The 25,087-nt window shown below is 60.5% G+C and carries 20 protein-coding genes, 1 pseudogene and 1 CRISPR repeat array; of the genes and pseudogenes, 10 read left to right on the top strand and 11 right to left on the bottom strand.

Features of this window, described 5'->3' with window-relative positions:
• Positions 1–27: 27 nt before the first annotated feature.
• The 5 genes and pseudogenes from HYG82_RS33710 to HYG82_RS33690 form a co-directional block, all read right to left on the bottom strand.
• On the bottom strand, positions 28–1,875 hold the full coding sequence (locus tag HYG82_RS33710) for a DUF7405 family protein (protein WP_179261455.1): 1,848 nt from the start codon (positions 1,873–1,875) through the stop codon (positions 28–30).
• 370 nt (positions 1,876–2,245) lie between these two features.
• Positions 2,246–3,925 carry an ammonium transporter gene (locus HYG82_RS33705; RefSeq protein WP_179261453.1) on the bottom strand — a complete coding sequence of 560 codons (1,680 nt, stop codon included), beginning with the start codon at positions 3,923–3,925 and terminating at the stop codon, positions 2,246–2,248.
• A gap of 533 nt (positions 3,926–4,458) precedes the next feature.
• The gene (hemB, locus tag HYG82_RS33700; RefSeq protein WP_179261451.1) at positions 4,459–5,490 is read right to left on the bottom strand and encodes a porphobilinogen synthase; all 1,032 of its coding nucleotides are present in this window, start codon (positions 5,488–5,490) and stop codon (positions 4,459–4,461) included.
• A gap of 52 nt (positions 5,491–5,542) precedes the next feature.
• Positions 5,543–7,162, bottom strand: a complete 1,620-nt coding sequence (locus HYG82_RS33695; RefSeq protein ID WP_179264499.1) for a succinic semialdehyde dehydrogenase — start codon at positions 7,160–7,162, stop codon at positions 5,543–5,545.
• Between the two features lie 606 nt (positions 7,163–7,768).
• Positions 7,769–8,308 (bottom strand): annotated as a pseudogene (locus HYG82_RS33690) (RNA-guided endonuclease TnpB family protein); the annotation flags it as partial.
• A gap of 61 nt (positions 8,309–8,369) precedes the next feature.
• Here HYG82_RS33690 and HYG82_RS33685 point away from each other — a divergent pair.
• The gene (locus tag HYG82_RS33685) at positions 8,370–9,158 is read left to right on the top strand and encodes a TrmB family transcriptional regulator (protein ID WP_179261449.1); all 789 of its coding nucleotides are present in this window, start codon (positions 8,370–8,372) and stop codon (positions 9,156–9,158) included.
• Between the two features lie 606 nt (positions 9,159–9,764).
• A complete protein-coding gene (locus HYG82_RS33680; RefSeq protein WP_076582629.1) occupies positions 9,765–10,088 on the top strand; it encodes a 4Fe-4S dicluster domain-containing protein in 324 nt (107 codons plus the stop codon).
• Between the two features lie 10 nt (positions 10,089–10,098).
• Here the strand turns inward: HYG82_RS33680 and HYG82_RS33675 are convergent, their stop codons facing one another.
• Together HYG82_RS33675 and HYG82_RS33670 are read right to left on the bottom strand one after the other, a co-directional pair.
• Positions 10,099–10,263, bottom strand: a complete 165-nt coding sequence (locus HYG82_RS33675; RefSeq protein ID WP_179261447.1) for a DUF6757 family protein — start codon at positions 10,261–10,263, stop codon at positions 10,099–10,101.
• A gap of 59 nt (positions 10,264–10,322) precedes the next feature.
• The gene (locus HYG82_RS33670; protein WP_179261445.1) at positions 10,323–11,099 is read right to left on the bottom strand and encodes a PHP domain-containing protein; all 777 of its coding nucleotides are present in this window, start codon (positions 11,097–11,099) and stop codon (positions 10,323–10,325) included.
• 236 nt (positions 11,100–11,335) lie between these two features.
• Between HYG82_RS33670 and HYG82_RS33665 the strand changes: the two genes are divergently transcribed.
• Both HYG82_RS33665 and HYG82_RS33660 read left to right on the top strand, forming a co-directional pair.
• Positions 11,336–11,623 (top strand): DUF5789 family protein, encoded by a 288-nt coding sequence (locus HYG82_RS33665; protein WP_179261443.1) that lies wholly within the window; start codon positions 11,336–11,338, stop codon positions 11,621–11,623.
• Between the two features lie 270 nt (positions 11,624–11,893).
• Entirely contained in the window at positions 11,894–13,525 is a 1,632-nt protein-coding gene (locus tag HYG82_RS33660; RefSeq protein WP_284144998.1) for an outer membrane protein assembly factor BamB family protein, read from the top strand.
• Between the two features lie 64 nt (positions 13,526–13,589).
• Here HYG82_RS33660 and HYG82_RS33655 read toward each other — a convergent pair whose 3' ends face one another.
• Positions 13,590–14,651 carry a zinc-dependent alcohol dehydrogenase family protein gene (locus HYG82_RS33655; protein ID WP_179261439.1) on the bottom strand — a complete coding sequence of 354 codons (1,062 nt, stop codon included), beginning with the start codon at positions 14,649–14,651 and terminating at the stop codon, positions 13,590–13,592.
• A 596-nt stretch (positions 14,652–15,247) separates the two neighbouring features.
• Between HYG82_RS33655 and HYG82_RS33650 the strand changes: the two genes are divergently transcribed.
• Positions 15,248–17,053 carry an outer membrane protein assembly factor BamB family protein gene (locus HYG82_RS33650; protein WP_179261437.1) on the top strand — a complete coding sequence of 602 codons (1,806 nt, stop codon included), beginning with the start codon at positions 15,248–15,250 and terminating at the stop codon, positions 17,051–17,053.
• A gap of 26 nt (positions 17,054–17,079) precedes the next feature.
• On the opposite strand, the gene HYG82_RS33645 is transcribed toward HYG82_RS33650, so the two are convergent.
• Complete coding sequence (locus tag HYG82_RS33645) at positions 17,080–18,087, bottom strand: DUF5784 family protein (RefSeq protein ID WP_179261435.1); 1,008 nt, start codon at positions 18,085–18,087, stop codon at positions 17,080–17,082.
• 181 nt (positions 18,088–18,268) lie between these two features.
• Between HYG82_RS33645 and HYG82_RS33640 the strand changes: the two genes are divergently transcribed.
• On the top strand, positions 18,269–18,442 hold the full coding sequence (locus HYG82_RS33640; protein WP_235217901.1) for a DUF5786 family protein: 174 nt from the start codon (positions 18,269–18,271) through the stop codon (positions 18,440–18,442).
• Positions 18,443–18,628: 186 nt separating this feature from the next.
• Here the strand turns inward: HYG82_RS33640 and HYG82_RS33635 are convergent, their stop codons facing one another.
• Entirely contained in the window at positions 18,629–19,633 is a 1,005-nt protein-coding gene (locus HYG82_RS33635; RefSeq protein WP_179261433.1) for a YkgJ family cysteine cluster protein, read from the bottom strand.
• A gap of 111 nt (positions 19,634–19,744) precedes the next feature.
• On the opposite strand from HYG82_RS33635, the gene HYG82_RS33630 reads away from it, so the two are divergent.
• The 3 genes from HYG82_RS33630 to HYG82_RS33620 all read left to right on the top strand — a co-directional run bounded on the left by HYG82_RS33630 (position 19,745) and on the right by HYG82_RS33620 (position 21,128).
• A complete protein-coding gene (locus HYG82_RS33630) occupies positions 19,745–19,990 on the top strand; it encodes a DUF7561 family protein (protein WP_179261431.1) in 246 nt (81 codons plus the stop codon).
• A gap of 179 nt (positions 19,991–20,169) precedes the next feature.
• Positions 20,170–20,700, top strand: coding sequence for a DUF7342 family protein (locus HYG82_RS33625; RefSeq protein ID WP_179261429.1), 531 nt, complete (start codon positions 20,170–20,172; stop codon positions 20,698–20,700).
• Positions 20,697–21,128 (top strand): toxin-antitoxin system TumE family protein, encoded by a 432-nt coding sequence (locus tag HYG82_RS33620; protein WP_179261427.1) that lies wholly within the window; start codon positions 20,697–20,699, stop codon positions 21,126–21,128. Before HYG82_RS33625 ends, HYG82_RS33620 begins: the two co-directional genes overlap by 4 nt.
• 493 nt (positions 21,129–21,621) lie before the next feature.
• On the opposite strand, the gene HYG82_RS33610 is transcribed toward HYG82_RS33620, so the two are convergent.
• The gene (locus HYG82_RS33610; RefSeq protein ID WP_179261423.1) at positions 21,622–21,816 is read right to left on the bottom strand and encodes a hypothetical protein; all 195 of its coding nucleotides are present in this window, start codon (positions 21,814–21,816) and stop codon (positions 21,622–21,624) included.
• Positions 21,817–22,351: 535 nt separating this feature from the next.
• Here HYG82_RS33610 and HYG82_RS33605 point away from each other — a divergent pair.
• Positions 22,352–22,573 (top strand): hypothetical protein, encoded by a 222-nt coding sequence (locus tag HYG82_RS33605; RefSeq protein WP_235217686.1) that lies wholly within the window; start codon positions 22,352–22,354, stop codon positions 22,571–22,573.
• 581 nt (positions 22,574–23,154) lie between these two features.
• A CRISPR array of direct repeats spans positions 23,155–24,968; the repeat unit is 30 nt; unit sequence GTTTCAGACGAACCCTTGTGGGGTTGAAGC.
• Positions 24,969–25,087 lie beyond the last annotated feature (119 nt).

Genomic DNA, 25,087 nt, shown 5'->3' with positions numbered 1-25,087 from the left:
TGATGCGGGAAGAGTCGTTTCAGCGTGTCAGTGCCAGAATGGGTCCCGATCGCTTTCGGTAACGGTGAGGTCGACGCTCCGGTGAATCGGTTCGCCTCGATCGTTGTACATGACGATTCGGCCAGTTTCCTCACCCGGCTCGAACTCGAGGTCGTTCGTCTCGAAGAGCAAAAGCGCGTCGGTGGTGCCGTCGCCCGTCAGGTCACAGAAGACTCTCGAAACAGGATTCGCGCCGCGCAATTGGTTGACCGTTTTTGGCCTTCCGAACTGAGCCTGCTCGATCCCGTCGGGGCTCTCCGTGAGGTCGAACACCGCGACACACACGTGGCGCTCCTCGAGATTGACCACCTGGCCGTTTCTGCGGGGCGAGACGTTGATCTCGACCGAGCATCCCTGTGCCTGCGGTAACGATCGCATGGACAGCGGCGGTAGCAGGAAATTCCCTCGACGGGTTGCTTCGATCTGGCTGTGGAACCCGTTCGCCTCCTCGGGGATGTCCACGTCGTCGTGATCGACGAACGGCTCGCCCTGGGGACCCTCGTCTTCGTCGATCAGCGGGATTTCTTCGCTCCCCTGGAAGCCGACGCCGCTCATCGCCTTTCGGACGTACGCCATGTAGCCGTTGAACCGCATCAGAGCGATGAAGTGGAGTCCCGACTCGGTCTCCATGTCGGTCGTGTTGAAGTCTCGCCGGAGAATCGTCGTGTCGAGTTCGCCGTCGGATTCGGCGTCAGCGTCCCGCTCGCTCAAATCGAACCGGGCGCGAACGAGCTTCTGGAGGTGGCCGACCAGCTCGAATTCCTCGGCATCCTGTTGGGTGCGCCGCGCGATGTCGTCGTCGGCCTCTGGGTCGCGCATCGGGAGGCCCTCGAGATCCGTCGTATCTCCGAGCTCGTCCGCGATTTCCCCGATCTCGTCGGGGTGGTGGTAGGGACTGAACATCCGTGCGGTGCGCATCTCCAATGACTCGTCGTACCACGACTCCAACTCGAGGTTCAGGCTCGAGGCGTGCTGGATGAACCCCTGGGCGAACGGGCCCGGCGGCATCGGTTTGGCGAGCGTCTGATTCTCGACGATCGTCACGTCGTCCTCGGACGGGACGGCGTCCTGAAACAGCGACTCGAAGCCCATCGACAGCGGGGCATCCTCGGGAATGTCGTCGCGCTCGATCTCTTCTCGAGGGACACCGCTGCCGACGAAGCCGGTCCGACGTTCGGGGAAGCCCGTCGGCCGATCGAAGAGTCCCTCGAACGTGTGTTCGATCGGCACGCCGTTGAGGTCGTCCATCTCCCCCCAGAGCGCTTCTTCGACCGCGAGCAGGTTCGCAACGGTATCGCTGGTGAGGTGGATCAGTATCTCCGCATCCTCGGGGATCGGATCCTCGTTCGGGACGTCGAGCGAGTCGATGAACTCCCGATTCCGCTTGAGATCGATTCCCTGGGGCAATTCGTCGTCGAATCGTTCGAAGTAGGTCCGGGAATAGCTCACCGTAAATAGCACTCCCTCGTTGTTCCACTGGAAGGCCTGCTCGATCTGGTCGAGTGCCCCTTCCATCTCGTTGCGATCCTCCGGCGTGGGTTCGCCGGACCGGTCGTAGTTTACGAAGAGTAGCAGCTGGTGGGCGGGCAAATGGGGAACGTCCTGTGCGTTGCGTTCGAGGAAGTCCGCCCAGGCGTGTTGTCGATTGCGTCGATCGGGTGCATCGACGCCGCCGTCGCTGGCTTCGACGGTTCCCGTCAGCCCGGTTACGCCCATCGCCGCCGATAGCGCGCTCGCACCGCCGATGGTTAGCGCCGACTTCATGAACTCGCGCCGCTCGAGCCCCCGCGTGTCTCCCTGTTCCCGCGTTCGTATACGTGCGTGTCTGCAAGGCATGGGTTGACTACCCATACCAAACCGACGAAACCATATACATTTTTCCTAGTAATATAATAAATTTTCATTTACGATACCGAAACCAAATCTATAGGGACGTCGTTGCGAAGCGAATGCGTGCTGAATGGGACGTCGACTCGACTTCGGTACCTGGTTGTACGGTCGAACCGACGATGCGCTGCCGATACCGTTCGCGGCAGCTCTATGATCCGAATCGGTCCGGTGGCGAGTTGACTGCTACTGGTTGACTACGGTATTTGGAGCCTCGAGCGACGGATCGGCGGGAAAACGAGAAACGGAGCGATTCGAGCGAGTTTGTATCGCGGACCACCCAATGGCGGTCACGATCGATCGCCCGCGGTTGCCGACGTTAGACGGCGTCGGTACCGGTCTTGCCGGTCCGGACCTGCGTCGCGGCTTCAACGGGCAGGACGAAGATCTTTCCGTCACCGGGTTCGCCGGTTTCGGCGGCTTCGCGGATGGCGGCGACGACCGTTTCGGCCGGAATGTCGGCGACGACGCACTCGATCTTGACCTTCTGATGGAGGTCGACCGTGTACTCCTCGCCGCGCCACTGCCCAGTCTTCGCCGGCTGTGAGCCGCGACCGGAGACGTTCGTGACGGTCAGCGACGGCGCGCCGGCTTCGGCGAGCGATTGCTTGATTTCGCCGAGGCGGTCGGGACGAACGATCGCCGTGACCATCTTGATTTCGTCGGCGTTCGGGCCGCTACCGTCTGCACGCACGACCTCGCTCGATCCACCATCGGTGGCGACGTCCGGCTTGCCGAACTCGGGGTAGGTATCGACGCCGTGTTCGGAGACGTCCAGGCCGTCGCGCTCGTGTTCGGGCGTGACGCGGGCCTGGTCGATTGCCTTGAGCACACCCCAGACCGCCGCTGTCGCGACGATCGTCCAGCCGGCGATAACGACGACGCCGACGACTTGCGCGACGAACACGTCCACGCGGGTTCCGCTAATGCCGCTCATGTACTCGGGTGAAGCGACGATCGGGAGCAGCAACGTCCCGAGGACGCCGGCCGATCCGTGAACCGGGAAGACTGCACAGACGTCGTCGATCTTCAGGTAGTTCTCGACGAACCCGAAGACGAGCGGCAACTGCGCGCCGGCGAGACCGCCGACGAGGAACGCGCCCCACCAGGTCGACGCGTGGGGGATCGCGGTGATGCCGACGAGACCAGCCAGCAACCCGTTCGCGACGTACAGCGTGTCGACCTTGCCGGTCTTGAGCCACGCGACGAGTCCGGCTCCCATCGCGCCGCAGGCCATCGCGATCGTCGTGGTCATGGCGACGCGCCCGACGGTAGCGAAGGCACCGAGCGCGAGTTCGCCCGATTCGGTAACGGTGAACACCGTCGCCGCGGTCCCGACGTTGAAGCCGTACCAGCCGAACGCGAGGATGAGCGTCCCGAGTACGGCGAAGGTCAGCGAGTGGCCGGGAATGACGTTCGCGGAGCCGTCATCGTTGTAACGCTCGAGGCGCGGTCCGAGCATCCAGGCGGCGGTGAGCCCCGCGATGCCGCCCATCCCGTGGACGATCATCCCGCCGGCGAAGTCGTCGAACACGACGCCGTTGTACGAGAGTAGCCCCCCGGACCACGTGAGCCCGGTGACAACCGGGTAGATCACCGCAGCTAGCAGGAACGTATACGCGACGTACGCGCGAAGTTTCGCGCGGCCGGCGACCGCCCCGGAGACGATCGTGGCGGCCGTCATTGCGAAGACGGCGCCGAACAACCAGCCGACCCAGTCGTTTACTCCGCCGACGTCGAATCCGGGGGCGAAGCCGCCTCCGGCGACGAAACTGTCGGCGCCGACGCCGATGAGGAAGAACACCGTCACGCCGACTGACCAGGTCAACAGGTTCTTCGTCAACTGGTTCGCGACGTTCTTCGAACGCACCTGACCTGCTTCCAGCATCGCGAAGCCGGCGTGCATGAAGAAGATCAGGAACGACACCATAAGGACCCACATGAGGTTGATACCCTCTGCGAGCACTGCCACGTCGGACTGGAGCAGCGTCGGTTCCATCAGACAGCGACCTCCGTTATGCTCGTTCCACAACCGGTGTGTTGTAGACGTTTGTCCACGTCCTGGCTAATCGAGTTCATGGTTTTCTTCTGAATCACGTTTGAAGCCGAGGTACTTACTCTATATAAGGATTAGTGTTAACAATTGGCCAAAAATAGGGGGGTAATAGGGACAACCGGACAAATCTAGAGGTGGTTTAATGTGTATAAGGGGATTCGATCCTGCGGATTTTTCGAACTATGGTTATATATTCTCCTTTTGTAAACCCTAATCAGCTGAATCTGAACGGTAATTCCGACCCAGGTGAGCTATATCACGCCCTCGAGGGACGAACGATGCTCGCGCGCGGCTTATGTTGCCACTCTTGAGACTGGAACCCGGGTCCGGTGGACGTTCGTCCGATTGAGCTAGAACCGGACGCGTCGTCTCGGCAGCGGCGCCGAACCGGCCGATTTCCGCTGGCGGCGCCGAACCTCGGCCGGCGACGGTGCTTCTGGGCGGTTTTCAGTCCCGTCAGTTTACAGGTGGCCGGCCTATCTGGGGCGGCCGGCTGTCAGTCGCTCCGCGACAGCTTCAGCGAAGTACGTCAGGATCAGATCTGCGCCCGCTCGCTTGATCGAGAGCAGCGATTCGAGCGCGACATCCTCCAGATCCAGCCACCCCTTCTCGGCGGCCGCATGGAGCATCGCGTACTCGCCGGAGACGTTGTAAGCGGCGACTGGATGGTCAAATTCCCGGCGGACGCTGCTGACGATGTCGAGATACGGCAGTGCTGGCTTGACCATCAGGACGTCGGCGCCCTGCTCGGCGTCGAGTCGGACCTCCCGCAGGGCCTCCCGAGCGTTCGCGGGATCCATCTGGTAGTGACGCCGGTTTCCGAACGACGGGGCGCCGTCGGCGGCGTCCCGAAACGGACCGTAGAACGCGCTCTCGTATTTGGCCGCGTAGCTCATGATGGGCACGTGTTCGAAGCCCTCCCGGTCTAGGGCGTCGCGGATGGCGCCGACCATTCCGTCCATCATCCCGCTCGGTGCCACCATGTCGGCACCCGCACGGGCGTGTGAGGCGACGATTTTCTCGAGAGCCTCGAGCGTCGCGTCGTTGTCGACGGTCAGCGTGGGTTCGCAGGCCGGCTCGCCCCCTTCGACCACGTCGTCGGCCCGCAACTCCTCCTCGAGCGGTCCGCAGTGGCCGTGATCGGTGTACTCGCAGAGACAGACGTCGGTGATGACGTACGCGTCGGTTTCGTCGCTGATCCGCCGAAGCGCCGCTTGAATAACGCCGTCGTCCGCCCAGGCGCGACTTCCCTCGGAATCCTTCGATTCCGGAATGCCAAAGAGCATGACCGCCTCGACGCCCGTTTCGAGGACTTCCTCGACGCGGGCGACGGCCTCCCCGACCGGGACCCGCTCGTGGCCGGGCATCGACTCGATCGGGCGGCGCTCGTCGGTCGTCGCGTCGACGAACACAGGGGCGATCAGGTCGGCAGGCTCGAGGCTGGTCTCGCTGACGAGCCCGCGGACCCGATCCCGCCTGAGCCGTCGGGGGCGATGGGTGAGATCCATAGACGGGTTTTCGCCGGGAACCGCAAAAACGACTCGCTCGCGAAATCGGCCGTCAGAATCTCGCGTTTCGGAGCCACCGTTCGATGCTCGAGACGGTCGGCAACCGGTGTTGCAGACGTGTCAGCGCAAACATTCCGCGGGCGTACCACGACACCGGAATCCCGGGTGGCGCGTCGAGCGGCCCGATCCGGGAGGTGGTGATCGTCCGGGATTCGAGGTAGCGCTCGATCCCCTCGCGACCGTGTCGTCGACCGAGTCCGGAATCGCCGAAGCCGCCCATCGGCGCGTCGACCGACGCCCAACCGGAGATGTACGCGTCGTTGACGCAGACGGTCCCGCAATCGATCTCGCGGGCGACGGCGACCCCACGCGTCCTGTTGCCGGTCCAGACGCTCGCGTTCAGGCCGTAGTCCGAGTCGTTCGCCCGCTCGATCCCCGTCGCCACGTCCGGCACGGATTCGACCGAGACGACCGGGCCGAACGTCTCCTCGCAGGCGGCCGTCGCATCCGGATCGACGTCCGTCAGGATCGTCGGCTCGTAACAGAACGGTCCGACGTCGGGCCGACGCCGGCCGCCCGTGAGGACCGTCGCACCTCGATCGCGCGCGTCTTCGACGTGGGATTCGACGCGCTCGAGCTGGTCGCCGTCGATCAGCGATCCGACGTCGTCCGCGAAATCGAAGCCGGTGCCGAGCGTGAGCCGTCGCGTCTCCTCGACGAAGGCATCGAGAAACTCGTCGTAGACCGCGTCGGCGACGTAGAGTCGCTCGGCGGCGAGACACAGTTGCCCGGCGTTCGTAAAACAGGCCTGGACTGCCCCGCGGGCCGCCTCTTCGACGTCGGCGTCGTCGAGAACGAGTAGCGGGTTCTTCCCGCCCAGCTCGAGCGAGCACCCGATCAGATTTCGACCCGCCCGTTCGGCGACGGATCGGCCCGTCTCGGTGCTGCCGGTAAACGAGACGTAGTCGACGCGGTCGATCAACGCCGGGCCGACCGTCGCCCCCCGGCCGGTGACGATTTCGAAGCAGCCGTCGGGCAGTCCCGCTCGCTCGAGCAGGTCAGCCATCGCGAGCGCGGTGTAGGGCGTCTTCTCGTCGGGTTTGAGGACGACGGTGTTGCCGGCGACGAGCGCGGGGAGGACGTCGGTTAGCGAGAGCGTGAGGGGATAGTTCCACGGCGAGATAGCGCCGACGACGCCGACCGGCTCGTACGTCACGTGGGCGGTCGTCGCCAGCGGAAACACGCCGCGTCGCCGATCTTCGCCGAGGGCTTCGGCCCCGCGATCGGCGTAGTACGAACACGCCATCGCCACGTCGACGACTTCTTCGACGGCGTGGCGGCGAGACTTGCCCGTCTCGAGCTGGAGGCAGTCGAGCAGTTCCGCGCGACGTTTCAAAACGAGGTCGCCGAACCGCTCGAGAATTTCGCTACGCTCGTCGATCGGCGTCTCGGCCCACGACGACTGCGCGCTTCGGGCGCTCTCGACGGCCCGTTCGACGTCATCTTCGGTACAGCGGGGGATCGATCCGATCACAGCGTCTGTCGCCGGCGCTCGAACGTCGATCGTCTCGGTTCCGGCGGCATCGATGCGCTCGGTCAACCCCGTGAGCCATCCGTCGAAAATGCCCGTCGCAGCGAGGGCGTCCGGCGGCGAATCCGTTTCGAGTGCCATGGCTACCGGTAACTCTGCGCCCGCGCTCATACGCTTTTGCCTCACGGGCCGTGTCGACTTTGCCTCACGGGCCGTGTCGACTTTGCCTCACGGGCCGTGTCGACTTTGCCTCACGGGCCGTGTCGACTTTGCCTCACGGGCCGTGTCGACTTTGCCTCACGGGCCGTGTCGACTTTGCCTCACGGGCCGTGTCGACTTTGCCTCACGAGCCGTTAGTCGGCCGGCCCCTCATCGAGGCTCGCCTGCTGACCGATTCCGCCGACCAACCGAGTCTCGCGGAGCCCTCGACGCTCGTAGCCCGACCCAGATCCGACTGTTGTTACAGCCGAAACAACCGTCCGTGGACTTCGATCTGACTCGCGCTCGCCTTATACGTCCTGCGAGAAAACGTTGCTCAATGACGATGCAGTCACGGCGGAAAGGAGCAGCGCAGTGTACGGATTGCGGCAGAGCGCTTGCGGTCTGGCTCACGTCCGACGACCCACGACCGATCGGAAGCACCACCGGCTGTCCGTGCGGCGGGACCTCGTTTCGAACGCTCGACTAGTCATCGTTTGACATCCTTCTCCGGCTAAAGCCGGAGGAATCCCGAGCATTGGGATAGTAGGGTTTGTAGTCTCCCTGTTCTCTCGGTGTGAACCGACCGCTCTCGCGGTCGAACATGAAGACTTCGGGGTGTGCCACCCAGCCGTTACTCATATTCCCCGTCGGGGGACTCTGCGTTATCTTTCTGCGAATATTCACCGCGCCGTTCACGTCTGCGTTCACCGTCGTTTCGCACGCCGAACAGACGTACAGACCGCGCTCCACGCGGTTCACATCTCGGATCTGCCCGCAACACGAACACGTCTTGCTCGTGTTCTCTTCGTCTACGCGGTCAACGAGGATGCCGTGTTCCTCGGCTCTGTATTCGAGGAGCCGGGCGAATCGGTCGAACTCCCATCCGCTGAGTTTCTTGTTCCCTGACGCACCCCCGTTCCGCGAGTCGCCGTTCTCATCCTCGCGGATGTCGCGAAGGTCGCCAACTGCTATCTTCTCCACATCTTCTTCGACACACCGTTGTACGATATGTTTCGCGAGCGTGTGGCGGAAGTGGTCTTTGCGCCGGGAGAGTTTCCGCCGAGCCGTCCGCGCACGCTTCGACGGTTATAACGACGTGGCGGGAGAAGGCAGCGTTCTTTCCCGACCGCTGATCGTGTACCGTCGTGTGCCAAACGCCGAGGAAGCGGTCACGGCGCTCGAGGAACTGGGCCTGACGGAGTATGAGGCCCGGTGCTTTGCCGCCCTCACTCGCCTCTCGAAAGGGACGGCCAAGGAGGTTAGCCAGGTCGCAGACATTCCTCGCTCGCGGGTGTACGACACCATCGAGCGCCTCGAGCGCAGGGGGTTGGTCAGCGTCCAACAAACGGAGCCTCGCGAATACAAGGCCGTCCCGATAGAGACGGCATGTCGCCGAATTCGCGAGGATTTCGATTCCCGAATCAACGCCGCGGAGAACGCTCTCGGCCAACTCGAGAAACCCGACTCAGCGGACGACGAGGGAATGTGGGCGATTACGCAGCCGGAACACGTCACCGAACGCATCGTCACCTTCCTCGAGGAGGCCGAGGAGTCGATCCATTACCTCGTTGCTGCGACCGAGGTGGTCGACCCCGAAATCCAGACGGCTCTCGGGTCGGCGGTCGACCGCGGCGTCAACACGTACATCGAAGTCTCCTCGGAAGCAGGCGCCGAGAAATTCACGGCGGCGGTGCCGAACGCGAACACGACGATTGCGGCAGATCTCGAGACGACGAACGACGTCTGCTCTGAACTACCGGCACAGCTGCTTCTGGTCGATAAGCGAGCGATCGTCTCGGCCGGAATGAAAGAGAGCGACCTCCCCGACGTAGTCAACGAGATGGCCGTCTGGACGTACGGTCGCGATCACGGGTTCGCCGTCTGGATCCGCGAACTACTCGACAACCGCCTCCCCGACCAGGTCAGGGAATCGTAGCGTCGAGTCTCTTTGAAAGCGCACCCCGATTCGCAAACGCCGGTCGGATGGCACGAGACCGAACGCATCGTCACCGCTCGACCCCGTCAGCCGGCGAGCAACGTGGCAAGGACCAACACGACGATGCCGGCCCCGCTAACCAATATCAGTCCCACTTTCCATCCGACGGATTCGACCGCCGAACTCGATCGCTTGCTTCCGATCGCGTCAATAGTAGTCGCTGAACGTCATTGCACACCCCGCTCGCGAATTCGCGGCCAGCGAGTGCTCGCTGGCCGCAGTAGTTCGACCGGTGGGTAAATCGTTTCAACGACTACTATAGCTGCTCGTCGAAGCGCGCGAACGTGTCCGGCCAGACTGCGATCGGAACACCGAACAGTATCACGGGTAAGCCGAGCACATTGATGCACGAATGCACAGTGAAAATCACGATAAATCTGTCGAGTACACACGCCGTGCAATCCTGCGTTCGCCACCAATCACTGACGCCGTGGGGGACCGCTGGCTCTCGTCTCCAGACCGCCGTCCACGTCTACCACGAGCGGCGGACGGGGCGCCCGTGAGCACGTATCTTTAAGTACGCGTCCCTCTATCTGTCTGTTAGCAATGGCCATAGACCCTCAGTTCCACGAGAACCGCGAACAGGTCGACGAACACGAAGGTCACGTCGTCTGGGGCCCCGTCGACGAACCGGAAGAACTCGGCATCCACGGTACGCACGTCGCGGTCGATTTCGACCTCTGTATCGCGGACGGCGCCTGCCTTGAGGACTGCCCGGTCGACGTTTTCGAGTGGGTCGACACGCCGGGCCACCCCGAGAGCGAAGAGAAGGCGGACCCGGCCAAGGAGGCGCAGTGTATCGATTGTATGCTCTGTGTCGACGTTTGCCCGGTCGATGCGATCGACGTCGACGCCGGACGAACGGCGTAGCGACGGCGGTTTACTCGGCTCGGTCGACGTCGACTTTTTCCTTCAAGTTCTCGAGTCCGTCAGCTTCGGCGAGTTCCTGTAACCGCTCGCGGAAGTGTTCCTCGCAAAGGCCAACTCTGAGTCCGTCGGTCTCCGCTGCGAAGGCGGCCTCGCGGTCACAGTAGTGGCAGTTCATACACGACCATTCGAACCACGTTGCATTGAACCCTCCGCTATCGGCGAAGTCGTGGGGACTCACGTCGGGAGTCCGAGCCGTTCGTACGTCCGTCGAGAGAGTCCATCGACGCCGAGGTGCTCGTCGTGAGCATCACTACCCCCGGTCGTGAGCAAGTCGTAGCGCTCGATCGTCCGCTCGACGGGGGAAGTGTCGACGTCCCTGCCGTACGGGTACTGCAACTCGACGGCGTCGAGGTCGGCTGCGAGTTCGAGCGCACGTTCCGGATCGCGATACCGCAGCGGGTGAGCTAGCGAGACGAGCCGACTCGACTCGGTCAGCGCCGCGCGACCCCGTTCGAACGACGGGACGTCCCGCGGCACGTAACACGGACAGTCGGAGCCGATGAGGTGATCGAACGCGTCCTGATACCCGTTCTCCGTATCGGGATGTGCGTCGATCGCCCGCGCGATGTGTGGTCGCCCGAACCCGCTGGCGACCGTGACGCCGAGATCGAGTTCGAGTCGCGATTCCACGCAGTCGACGATCGCCCGTCCGCGCTCGATACGGTTCGTCTGGATGTCATCGAGAATGGCTTCGAGGTCGGCGCTCGGTTCGAGTCCGTACCCCAGTAAATCGATCCGTTGTCCCCCGTTCGTCTCGACTCGAAGTTCGATCCCGTGGATGAGCGTTACGCCGTCGCGCTCGACGACCGGCTCGTCGAACGGCTGTGCCCGATCGTGGTCCGTCACCGCGACGATTTCGACGCCGCCGCGGTGAGCGGCCTCGGGAATCGCCTCGAGTTCGAGGCTCCCGTCCGAACGGGTCGTGTGGACGTGTAGGTCCGCAAATGGCATACCGTATCCCAACGCTGCGGCTCCTAAATGCGTTTCTCCGGTTTTGCTTCTTGCCCCCGTTTTCCGGTCGACATCACGATACCGTCGCTTCTCCACGACGTCCGGTTTCGTACCCGACTTCGCCGCTTCCGTCCTCGACTTCTCTAGGGTAATATTAGGTATATTAGGTCTGGGGTGCTACTAGGAAACATAGATGGACAATGTTTATAATTATCGTTCACAGAAGATAGGGTGTAATGCTGCTCAATGGCACCGGCGAGGTCATCGACGACCACGAGTATCCCGCGACAACCGAGGAACTGATCGACGAATACGGCGATCGAACCCTCGAACTCCCGAACGGTAGCGAAACGGTCGGTGACGTACTCGCTCGCCTCGAGTCCGAAACCTTCGAAAATCCTGAAGACGCCCGCTTCGCCGTCTACTCTGCCGTCAGCGACAAGGCCGTCGGCCGCGTCGGCTACAGCGACCGCGACCCGACGCCGGTCGGCAGTCCGTACTCGCCCGACGCCGTCTCGTTCTGAGATTACCCGTTTCTGCTCGATTGTAAATCTCGATGGACAACCGCCGACGTGGTGTCGACCGTTTCGATAGCGTTCCCGAAATCGGCCACCCAGAAACTTACGCCGTTAATAACGGCTGTTCTCGAACGTAACTAACCTGGCGACGGCCTCGACGGTACCTTCGGGCGAGTTACCGCCACGCACCGCTCGATACTGCGATTTGTCAGTCGTATCAGCCTCGAATCCCACGGCTGACAGTACTACGGAGTTCGCACACCGGTTGAACTATCGATGAGGCTATTCCACCGATATAATTGTAATTTCACCAATTGTATTATCTGCAACGTATGGATAACCTGCCGTCACGTTCCAGTACACGTGAACAGTACAAATAGCGATGAGTATCGAGAACCAGTCAGTGATCGAACCTCCGCTCGACGACGCGTTCTCCAGAGCATAGCCGGTATCGGTATCGCATCGACCGTCGGTGCCGCGAGCGTGACCGGAGCAAACGCGACGGAAATCGGAGCCGGTGACGAGATATGGCGCTGGGACTACCCAATGGAATATGTGCCGAATCTGATGGCAGCTGACGGGACCATCTATGTGGGAAGCGTCGATGACGTTACCGTATATGCACGGGATGCAGCCACAGGTGATGAAAAGTGGACATTTTCTGACAGCGGGCGTCGCGTATCGACAATGGAACTCATCAACGGAGTTCTTCTCGTCGATAACTCACCCGACTTGGTCGCGTTGGATGCGGAGACAGGGGAAGAAGAGTGGCGCCTCGACCGAGATTACGTCGCGACCTTGCTGGCGGTGATAGATGACACGGTATTGTGCGAATTCGATAGTACCCTGTACGCGGTGGACGTCGCCACGGGGGAGGAACAGTGGCATTTCGACGCCGACGAGATCTCCTCGACATCGGACCCGCGGGCAGCAGACGACATCGTTTTCGTCTCGAGTAAGGGCGTTCTGTACGCGTTGGACATTGCGACGGGCGAGGAAGCGTGGCGCTTTGAGGCCGACGACGATGTCGAGTGGATACGGACGCCAGTAGTCGAGAATACCACCGCTTACACGTGGAGTAAGGGCACCCTGTACGCATTTGACGTGGAAACAGGAACGGTTGAATGGCAGACGGACTGGCAGTTCGACGTGATCGATTCCGAGGTTAACCCACGAATGGTGGTCGACGGGACCCTCGTTATCGAGAACTATCTCGGCGTCGAGGCCCCACCAACGCGGCACGAAGAGCGAGAGATAGCTACGTACCACAGGCTCTCCGCCGTCGATGCGGCCACGGGCGAAATGCAGTGGCACTACGAACTCGAAGCCGAAGGGGACTATCACCCAGAAGGGACAAAATTTGAACTCCATACGGAGACAGACGGGATGCTCTTTCTGGAGCATTACGCTGGCACGGCGAAGGTGAGCGTAGTAGATGTTGCCACGGGCGACGAAACATGGACTACTGAGTACGACTCCGAAGTTGATTCAGCGATGGTGCTTGGCGATCTCTTTATCGTGAACGATGGTTTCGAAGCGGACATATCTGCGGTCGAGGCTGCCACCGGTCAGAAGGGCTGGCACTTCGGCGACGGTAGCAAAGACTACACCGTGACAGGTTCGGACGGAACCGTTTTCGTCGCGGGTGAAGATAACGTGTACGCGCTCGATGCTGGCCCGGCCGGCTCGGGTGGGGGTTCCGAGGACGAGTCCGGAACTCCCTCGAGCGATGACTCCGGCAACGAGTCCGCTGCAAACTCGAGCGAGGAAAGCGGAACCGGATCCGACGGTGGCGGGGACGAGATACCCGGCATGGGGATCCCCGCCGCGGTGAGCGGTCTCGGCGGTGTCGGGTACCTGTTGCGCCGGCGTCTGGAACGCTCCGAACCCGACGACGAAACAAAGTAGGGGTTTTCTAGAAGCCGCTCGTCCCGGTCCGTCGACGATACTGCCTGCGATTCCTGCCGCCGATCTAGAACTCGTCGATGACCGGAATGCCGACCGTCTCGAAGTCGGTCATCGCCTCGAGCTTGTCGTTGACGTCCTCGAGTCCGATCGTTTCGGAGACGACTGCCTCGGGTTTTAGTTTCCCGGTTGCGACCATCCGGAAGATCTCGTCGTAGCGGGTCACCGGCATCCCGAGCGAGCCGATGAACTCGATTTCACCCATGACCATCGCGTCGGTCGGCAGGTGGACCATGCCCTGTTCTTCCTGGGTCGTAAGCCCGACCTGGATGTGCTGGCCGCGCGTGTCCAGGCTCTGTACGGAATTCTGGCTGGTCGTTTCGATTCCGAGGGCGTCCATCGCGATGGCGGCCCCGCCGTCGGTGATCCCTTTCACCTCGAGTGGGACGTTCTCTACGTCCTCGGCGTTGACCGTCTCGACGGCCCCGAGTTCGCGAGCCTTCTCGAGTTTCTCGTCTTTGAGGTCGACCGCGACGACGTTGCCGCCCAGCGCGTCGGCGATGTGGACCGCCGAGAGACCGACGCCGCCACAGCCGTGGACCGCCACCCAGTCGCCCGCGCCGACGTCGGCGCGGTGGGCCAGCGCGTGGAACGACGTCATGAAGCGACAGCCGAGCCCGGCCATATCGACCGACGAGACGTCGTCGGGGAGTTTCACGAGATTGTGATCGGCGACCGGGACGTGAACCTGCTCGGCGAACGCACCCTGAGCCTGTTCGATGAACCCGAGCGGCATCACGTTCTCACAGGTGTTGGAGTGGCCCCGCTGACACTGGGGGCAGACCCCGTCGCCGAGATTGAACGGGACCGCGACGTGGTCTCCCTCGGCGATTCCTTCGACTTCGTCGCCGACGGCAACGACTCGACCCGCGGGTTCGTGGCCGAGAATCTGGCCGGGCTCGGTCTCGATACCGAGCCACCCCCAGTCGCCCTGCCAGCCGTGCCAGTCGCTCCGACAGACGCCGCAGGCTTCGACCTCGACGACCGCGCCGGTCGGCGCCGGATCGGGTGCGTCGACGTCTTCGATCGATAGCGGTTCCGCATGCTCCTCGAGGACTGCTGCGCGCATAGTGTGGGTCACGGTCTCAACTCACAAATATGTGCGAGTCAGTTTCAGCGGTCGAGAGTTCGACGCCGTCGAGCCGTCCCGGTCGGAAACCCGTCTCCGACGTCGTCCCGTTTTGGAATCGAGTCTCGCTCGAGTAGTCTCGCGTCCGTTCCCTCGAGTTCCATCACGCACTGACCGTCACTTCGCAAACGGCCGTGTCAGGTACTACCGAAACAACTCTGCAATTCGTCGGCACTCTCGATATGGGTTGGTACTTTCTGAATTAGACGCGAAATAAATTTGGCTCCAGCGAAACGGTTGTTGACAGAGTTCGATAGCATCCCTTGTGGAAGCCTTTCTCTCGGTTTCGTTCCGCATATTTCTCCGACTCGATGGATCACCGACAGTCGGGTCGTGTGCGGAACGTTAGTTCGCCAGCAGCGCAGGCGTGGATCACGCTTCCGAAACGTCGAAGGTGCATTACACGTTCCGTGTGTTGACTTCTGACATTATTGTACGAGGTGCAATCGTCAGACGACATATCCCACCCGGCAGTTACGTTCGGTATGAATTTTATGGATCGTATTATTATCTGGAATGAATCAAACTGTATCGGCATGCAAGAAAACGGATGCGGCGCCGATGGCCAGCAGCCAATTGCGAGCGGGTTACACCGCCGGCGGTTCCTCCAGGGGACGACGGGTGTCGGTATTCTGGCAGCGACAGGCATCGGTAGCGGTACGTCGGTTGCTTCACGCGAGACAGCGACGCCTGCCAAACGCTGGCAACGAGAATTTCCGTCGCCTGGACCACACCATATTACGGCCGGTGACGAATGTGTCTTTGCGTCGCAATCGAAAACGGGGTCCTCGGATGGCGAATTCGTGATCGCACTGGAAGTTGACACCGGGGACGAAGCGTGGCGGTACGACCTTGGGGATCAGCCGATCGGGAGTTTGACCGTAGCGAACGATACGGTGTTCGTGAGGACCGATTTTTCCAGTCACGAAGAAAACGAACGGGGCATCTTGCTCGCACTGGATGTGAGTACGGGTGACGAAGTATGGCGACTCGACCCCGCTGCTACTGATGGCCCAATTTCCAGAATGAAGGTGATCGACGACGTCGTCTGCGCCGAAACCCCTCCGTACAGCACGCAGAACCTGTACGCGTTCGATGCTGAGACTGGCGAGGAGCGGTGGTCCATGGATGAGGCCAACTACAGTTTCAACGATTTCTCCTACCATTACGATTCTCGTTCACAGAGTACAGGTGGGAAGGTCTTCGTCACAAAAATCGGCGAAAATTACGACACAAACGAAGACGATTCACTGCTCGCCATCGATGCGGCCACGGGCGAGCAAGTATGGGAGTCACCTCACGAGTTCCACTTTCTCTACCTCTTCCATGACGGCACCATCTACTTCGGGAGGGAGGGTACCCTGCATGCCCTGAATGCGACAACGGGTGAAGAGGAATGGACAGTTAGTCAGGGGTACTCCGTTGTCCCGTTGACAGTTGCCGATGGGACCCTCTTTTTGCAGAGCACGTTTTTAGAGGAGACGGAGACTGATGGCGAGGTGGAACGGGGCAGGGTGCACGCGGTGGATCTTCAAACCGGCAACGAACAGTGGCAGTACGGTCGGATTCGTCCGGGTCTGGTCACGGTCTCTGACGGCACTGTCCTTCTGATGGAATACGACACCGTGTACGGGATCAACGAGTCCACGGGTGAGGAAGAATGGAGCACCACACGTGACGGTTACATCTTCACAACGCTCCATTCAGGACAACAAAATCGAACCGTCAATGCGCCGGTCGTAGACGACACGCTCTTTGTGTCGAGCTATAAACAATCGAAATCCGGGTTTATCGTAGACGCGGTGGACATACAGACCGGTAAGACGGAGCAATTCGTTGCCACAGACAGTCCCACTACTGAACTGACAGCCCGGAACGGGACACTCTTCAATGGAACCGAAACGCACCTGTACGCGCTGGACGTCGACAGTGGCTCGAGCGAAAATGGTGGTGAGTCCGGATCCGGCAACTCGGACTCGAAATCGGGAGACGAATCGTCGGATAGCGGAACCGATGGCGAATCAGGCGACTCGGGTTCGAACACGGGAGACGAATCGTCGGGTTCGGGAGACAGCGGTGAATCCGGCGATTCGAAATCCGGTGCCGAAGAGAACGCCACAGACGGTGGCGATGCGGGCTCCGACACCAATTCGTCGGGGGCTGCCGACGACGGGGCCTCCGATTCCTCGCCGAATTCGGGGGACGACTCCGACGATTCTTTGAGGGAGAGTTCGTCGGATGCCGATGACGAGACTCCCGGAATGGGGATTCCTGCGGCAGTAACGAGTCTCGGCGGTATCGGGTACGTATTGCGTCGGCGCCTCGAGTCGGACGATTCGTAATCGAACGGAATGCGTTTGGCGTGCCGTCAGTCGACTACCTCGAGGGCGTCGCCCAACTCGAGGGGCACCGCGCCCTTTCGGTAGCCTTCGACGCGGCCGTTCGGTCGGGTGCGGTAGACGACCGCTGGACGGTGGCGCACGTCGGGTTGCTCGCCGCGGACGGCGGCCCAGGCATCGTCACGAAAGCTCGAACAGTCGACGAACAGGACGGCGCCGCCGCCGTGTGCGGCCAGTTGGCCGTTCGTCTTGGTTTCGGCCGTGTCACGGACGGCGGCTACGGGGCCGGAGGCGGTGCGGTTCTGGGGCGGTTGCGGGCGCGTGACTTCGACGAGGACGTTCGTGTCGTCGTTTTTGGCCCGGAAGTCGAGCGAATGTCCGGTCGTGACCTCGATCTCCGGGACCACGTCGTAGCTCGCGTCGGTGAGGATCTTCGCGGCGATGAATTCGGCCATCGCGGCGCTCATCCGGACGGGATCGACGTGGTCGCTCGTCCCGAGTTTGCCCGACATGACGTGTCGGTAATCGTCGAAGACGCCGGTTTTCAGGAACTTCTCGAAGAAGCGGGTCGTCTGGCGCCAGTCGGCGTCGGGGAATCCGGCGGCGTGTTCGCGGAAGAATGCACGCGTCGAATGACGGCCGTCTTTGGACATGAAAACCGGCAGGAAGAACCACGAGAGATGGGGGAAATCGGCGAGCCAGGGGTCTTGCTCGTGAAGCGTCGCGGTCAGTTCCCGCGTTGCCCACCGAGCCACGTGGTAGGGAACGTCCTGCCAGCCGAACTTATCGGTCTTCCACAGCGAGGGGGGCGTTTCCGTGTTCCCCATCCAGTAGGCTTCGTCGTCGGTGCGTGCAAACAGAGCGACGTCACCGTTTTCCATTTCGAAGCGGTGGGTTTGCCAGTCGCCGCCGATCTTGAACCACGGCGTGGCAGCGCGAGCGCCGATGTTCGATTGGAGCGATTGGAGGATATCGTGTTGCACTCGCCCGTCGCTCCAGGACTGCGGCGAATATCGAAAGCGTAGCGGCCGTGCCACAATCCTCTATACGGTACGGGGTCCCATATACTGTTCGTTAGTAGCTGTTGATCGGTTCTGGTCGATCAACCGGCCGTATCACGTTCGCGATTTTAACCCTATCCGAACAGTTCACACCAGTGATTGGTATGACGGACCGTTACATTAATAGTCGAGTCCACACTACATGTTTACACTTACCATGTCAATGGGTGCCTATGATGAGGACGAACACGAGCGTCGCGAACAGCAGGCTTCAACTGTCGATGCGGATTTCGACGACGAACGAACGATCTATCACGGCCAGGTCGAGTACGACTCGGGCGACTCCGCAGAAGATCTTCTGGATCAGTTCGAGCAAATAAAGTCGGAGTAGCGACGTTCCAACTCGGATTTTCGCCCTCGTTGGGACCTCCTCGAGCGGCAGGACCGTCTCTGGTCGGGGCTACCGTTTCCACCGGTCACAGAGTGGTCACTCGGGATCGTCCCAGCCCGGCAGTGGTCACTCGGGATCGTCCCAGCCCGGCAGTGGTCACTCGGGATCGTCCCAGCCCGGCAGTGGTCACTCGGGATCGTCCCAGCCCGGCGTTTCGGATGCGCCGCGTGCGGTCTCTACAGCATCGGCGACGTCCGTCGACGGCACCACCTCATCTGCGTCTCGGTAGCGCCGATGCCAGTCGCGTATCGCCGGCCCGACCCAAGAGCTGCCGTTTTCCGACGCCGCTTCGGGGTCTTCATCGTCCAGCACCCGCGCTTTCGCCCGCTGGTAGTGGTGTTCGGAAATAGCGAGCGTGCCGGGACTCGAGGCGGCGGCGACCGCGATCGGTTCGGCGCGATCCCGCCGTCCGAGAGTACCCGCCGCGGTCCGGTCGACGACGCCCTCGAGCTCACCCGGTTGCGGATGGGCGAACACCTTCGTCCCGAGCGCCTGCGAGCCGAGCAACAGACCCTCGGGTTCGTCGTGACTGGCCTCGAGCAAGCGATCTCCGCCGACGGCATCCTCGACGCGCTCACACTCGGTTTGCTGCTCGAGTGCGAGGTTGTACTCGGGGTACGCGCTGCATTCGTCGGGAAAGAGTTCGCTCTCGTGGATTCGACACTGCAACGTCGTCGGGTCGAGAAAAACGCAGGTCGGCAGCCACCGCGGCTCCTCGCGGTCGAAGGGGGCGACCGGCTTCGGCGGTTTCCGGAGGCCCACGAAGAATGCCGGCCGACCTGCGACGGCTGCGATACTGCGTCCGTCTACGTCGACGCCTTCGCTCTCGTCGCGAGCCTCCCAGAACCGCGGGGTGAGCGCGTCGGCTATCCCTGCCTCGAGGAACGCCCGCACTTCGTCGCGAGTCAGCGGGACGAAGTTCGGATCGTCGTCGAGCGGGTCCCGTCCCGGGACCCGCCCGTTCCCGCCGCCCGACGGCTCGCGCCGACGCCGGTGCCGGCGCTCGGGATTGGGTTCGACGCCGTTGCCGCCGTCGTCGCCGTCCGACGAGCCGGTCGATTTCGAGGCATCCGCCAGCAGCGGTCGCCAGTCCATGCAACAGCCGGCACAGCCCTCGCAGTTCACCTCCATACAAGGGGGTACGACGGCGGATCGTATAACCGCTGTGCGGATACCGACGACCGGCCGAGTGCCCGGATGTTCGGAGGAACGATTTTCACCGTTCGGAACCCATACGTTCACATGTCGAAGGATTCCTGTGACGGCTGCGGGCGAACGGTCACGGTTTCGGGCGGGATCGCCAACCTCTGGTCGTTCGGGAGGGACGCCGGCACCGTCGGGACCGCGATAACCCTCGAACTCGAGGACGGGACGTCACACCTGCTTTGCTATCCGTGTCTCGAAGCGATCCCCGATTACCCGACCGCCGAGGACGTCGAACGGCTCGAACAGGTCGACGGGGAGTCCTCCACACTCGGCACTCGGTGATTCGATCCGGTGCTCCGCCGGTCGTCGCACTGTCGATCGTTCTTTCGGAGCAAAAAGCGAGGTTCTCGAGTGTTAGGTACTGTCCTCGAGAGTGGATCTCGAGGCAATTTCGAGCGCCTGTCCCTACCATATATTTTTTGCAGACAAGATATATGCGTTCTCCGCCCGAAGAGGGAGCCATGTCGGATCGACCGGGACCGCCTGACGCTACCAGACAGTGGGATTCCGACCGGACGACGTTCCAGCGCGTCTACGATCTTCTCGTCGGCACCACGGAACCCGCATCCGCACGGCAGTTCGCGGAGTGGGCGGACTGTTCGGAGAACGGGGCTCGGCAAGCGCTCGAGCAACTCGTCGAAATGGATATCGCGGACTCAACGGGATCTCGTCCAGCGCTGTATCGGCGGAATCCGTCGTACTTCCGGTGGAAGCGCGTCGAGACGCTTGCACGCGAACACGGTGCAAATACGCTTCGCGCACGTCTGGAGGAACTCATCTCCGAGGACCGCAAACTCCAAGAGAAATACGACGTCCCCGAACCGGACGCTGTCGTCGTCGCAGATGAACCAGCTGAAAACCACGACATGCTTCACGACCGGTGGGACGACCTGACGGAATGGCGAACGATTCGGCGGGATATTACGATCCTGAAGCGGGCAATTCACCGCGCCGAGTCATCGAAGGACGGGCACGTGCCGTCGAAGACGTGACCGGGCGAACCGAAGGCCCGAGTGGACCGCTGGACGTTTCGACGCTCGAAATACTCGCACAGCGTGCAGCGACGCATCCGCTCTGTTTGGACTGGGAGTTTCGGCCTGACAGCATCTCGCCCCGCGTTCTCGAGATACAACTGGACGACGCGCAGTACCCGTCTTTCGTCACCGCCGTTCGAGTCGATGTTCGCTGGTTCGTCGGCGGTGACTACACCGTCCACTACCTCGAATTTCGTCCGAACGAGACCTGGCAATGTCGCTGGGATCGACACCCCAAACCGGTTGGACCCCGGGAACATTTTCATCCGCCACCGGACGCCTCGTCTGATATCGCGTCGACACCACTCGAGTCGGACCATCATCTGGACATTCTCTTCGAGTTGCTGGAGTGGGTCGAAGACCGAATACAGACGATATGCGAGTAGCAGGAGGCGCCTCGAGACCGGTGGCAGCCGCGTTCGCTGGCCGCCGAATCGTGTGCGGATCGGATACGATGGATAGACGGCTGCATTCGGATTCACTGCGACGACCCTGAACCGTGTCGTTCCGATCCATCCCAGGATGACTGCGCGGGCCACCGGTGGACAGCGAAGACAGCACTCGAGACGACCGAGAGACAGCAGGTGTCCTCGGAGCTCAGCCTCGCCGCGGTCTCGAGGGCTGACCGACGACAACCGATCGACCGAGAGACGCACTGGTACCGGAACTCGCACGTACGTTCCGTCGTCGTCTTTAGTGAATCGCTCGAGGCGGTCGATCTGTTTCCCAAGCACGTCTGGATCGACGTGCTCGGAACGCAGGTGCGCGCCTTTCTCGAGTTCGCGCGTCTGGAGTTCGGCGATGCTCGTTAGTTAGCGATCTCGACGGCGGGCTCGAGGACGGGTTTCCCGACCGTCGACGGACACACGTGGTCGGCCGTCATCGGTCACCCTCCCGCGCGTCGTTCCATATTTCGCCGGGCTCGAGTCGCTCGTATACCTGGATCGTCTCCTCGACGTTCCGGATCGCCGGCCCGAGCGACAGCGGCGCCAGTAGCTGGTCGTCGAGCGTCTCGATATCGGCGAGCACTTCCTCGAGACGGACTCGAGTGTGGTCGTGAGCGGTGGGTGTCATGGATGATCGGCCTCCGGGTTCACGATAGCGACTGAGAAATCGACCGACGTCAAGAACAACTCACCATGATCAAGACAGATCGTCGTGATTGCAGTTGCAACTCGTTTCAGGTCCCTATTAGCTCCTGTTTCGAGTTTATCGCCCTTTTTATGGAGTTTTGCTTCCGTTTGTTCGTCAATTCCATCGTTGCCTCGAGAACATTGACCGCGGACGATATCGGTGTTCTCTGCAGCCCTATCCGAAACTTCTTCCGTAGGTGGTATCGTAGTCGTCATTGTCCTTCTACTGGAGGACGCAGGTCGGGTGCTCCAGCACCCGGCCGAGAATTGGTTTCCGGCCATTCTACGCCTCTGCCTACTGATCCACCATCAATACTCTTTAAATTTACGATAGAAACTTCTAATAGGATTTTACAATTGTAACATATTCGTGCCGTTGAGAAGGGTTACTCTTGTAAATGTTGAACAGTAACCAATCACTTGTGACACTCTCCGGCGAGGACCTAAACGAGCTTGATAGGCGGATTCTTGAGTACATGCATGACGGACGAGTCTCGCCAACCCTCATCCGCCGGTTCCTCGAGCAGGATGCCGCGGATGAAAATACCGATGTTAGCGAGGATAATGTCGTCTCGCGCCAGTACATCAATCAGCGGATGAAACGGCTCGCTGAACACGAACACATCGAAAATTTGCTCGATACTGGCGTGTACGAACTTCGTGAAGATCCTCGAGAAGAGAGTAAACAGGATGAGTGACCATCTGGGCCATCAGTATCGACTCACTCCTGAACTGGGTTTCCTATCTCGAACATTTTCCGTCGACTGAGTTCGGGTTTCACTCTATAGTAGTCGGTGAAACGATGTCCCCACCGCTCGCACTGCTGTGGCCAGCGAGTGAGTGGTCTGCGTCACTTCTGAATCTTGGCTACGCCGGTACGCTATTCGAATCCGGCGACTCGAGCGAACGCTTCTGAAACGAGTATTCAAATCAAACCCCGATCACTCACTCGCTGGCCGCGAATTCGCATCGGGGTGTGCAATGACGTTCAACGACTACTATCGTTGACTCTCGCGCACGAAGACGTTCGCATTGAAATTTCGAGGCTGCGTTGGCCTAATCGGCAAGACTTCGAAGGCAATCCAAATCGACGATAATCAAAAACCAATTTCTCGGCCCTCTATGTAACTCAGATCGGGTCACTCTTAGATATCTAAACAGGCAAGATTTCAGCCTAATTTTCGTCGACCCCCCGGGGGAGTAGCGACTATTGGAGGTCGACGGAAAACGATTAGTACGAACGCAGTCTACAAACCCTCATAGCCTGATTTCGGGCATGGTTTCAGACGAACCCTTGTGGGGTTGAAGCATTCAGGACGTTACCAAGCCCGGCTACAGATTAGAGGGTTTCAGACGAACCCTTGTGGGGTTGAAGCCTGTGAGGTATCGCTGGCGTTCAGATTCGCCAGTCGTGTTTCAGACGAACCCTTGTGGGGTTGAAGCGGTCAGATACGGAGAACTCCACTCAATCACTCGGTCAGTTTCAGACGAACCCTTGTGGGGTTGAAGCACCAAGACCGTCCGACTCGGCGCGGATCGGATCGAGTTTCAGACGAACCCTTGTGGGGTTGAAGCCGCTGTCCGGATACGCCATTCCGCACGTCGGACACGTGTTTCAGACGAACCCTTGTGGGGTTGAAGCCTCAAGATTGTCGACTAACTCCCATAGTGCTTGCTCGTTTCAGACGAACCCTTGTGGGGTTGAAGCCTGATAAGTTGGAAATGGGGACAATGGGGACTCTATCGTTTCAGACGAACCCTTGTGGGGTTGAAGCACTGTTCAGATACTCCCAATCCTCTTGCACCGACTGTTTCAGACGAACCCTTGTGGGGTTGAAGCTCAGCCCATTTGGTCTGTGAGAGGCCCTGGTCTTCGTTTCAGACGAACCCTTGTGGGGTTGAAGCCGTTTGAACTGGACGAACTCGCGTGTCATTACGGATGGTTTCAGACGAACCCTTGTGGGGTTGAAGCATGAATAGTACAACATGGATGGTGGGAACCGAACCCGTTTCAGACGAACCCTTGTGGGGTTGAAGCATCAAGAGCACCTACGACGGTATCAAGGGCATCAACGTTTCAGACGAACCCTTGTGGGGTTGAAGCGCCCCATTGATATCTACGTCGCTTCTAATATGCCGTAGTTTCAGACGAACCCTTGTGGGGTTGAAGCCCATAAGGAAACTACGTCTAAGTGGTCTTTCGAAAAAGTTTCAGACGAACCCTTGTGGGGTTGAAGCGCCCCATTGATATCTACGTCGCTTCTAATATGCCGTAGTTTCAGACGAACCCTTGTGGGGTTGAAGCAATGAGAAGTACTATGAAATTGAAATAGCGATAAATGTTTCAGACGAACCCTTGTGGGGTTGAAGCCTGTATATAGGTCTTTGACCTTTCAAAAAGGCAAAGTTTCAGACGAACCCTTGTGGGGTTGAAGCCAGAATAACAAATTCGAGAGTGCAACCGTCGAGACGGTTTCAGACGAACCCTTGTGGGGTTGAAGCCAGAATAACAAATTCGAGAGTGCAACCGTCGAGACGGTTTCAGACGAACCCTTGTGGGGTTGAAGCCGCCGTAAAGATATGTAATGTACGGATTTAAACCGTTTCAGACGAACCCTTGTGGGGTTGAAGCTTGGAGTTTTTCGTACTCCTCGACTTCGGAAATTGGTTTCAGACGAACCCTTGTGGGGTTGAAGCACCGTCACCGCGTCACCGGCCGACCCAGTGCCGTCACGTTTCAGACGAACCCTTGTGGGGTTGAAGCGGGAATATTGGTCTGTCATCGACACCGTCATGTTATCGTTTCAGACGAACCCTTGTGGGGTTGAAGCGAATATCCATGCAAGTGGTGGCGCGACTCGGACCAGTTTCAGACGAACCCTTGTGGGGTTGAAGCCGCCAAAGCGTGATAGTGTCGCCGTCGCGCTCAATGTTTCAGACGAACCCTTGTGGGGTTGAAGCAGTGAATATTCGGATGGTACGACCGCTCCGGGGCCGGTTTCAGACGAACCCTTGTGGGGTTGAAGCAGCTGGTCTCTGACCTCGAGCAAGCTCGACCGATCAGTTTCAGACGAACCCTTGTGGGGTTGAAGCGACTGGTAGACTTATCGCGTGCGAAGCTTTTTGCGCTTGTTTCAGACGAACCCGTGGGATTGAAGCAGAGACAACCATTCGTCGGAGGATAACTCCGCTACCTTTCACCCGAACCTCAG

Source organism: Natrinema halophilum, assembly GCF_013402815.2.
GTDB lineage: Archaea > Halobacteriota > Halobacteria > Halobacteriales > Natrialbaceae > Natrinema > Natrinema halophilum.
Note: the sequence above shows the minus strand (reverse complement) of the source record. Positions and strands in the feature narration are given on the sequence as shown.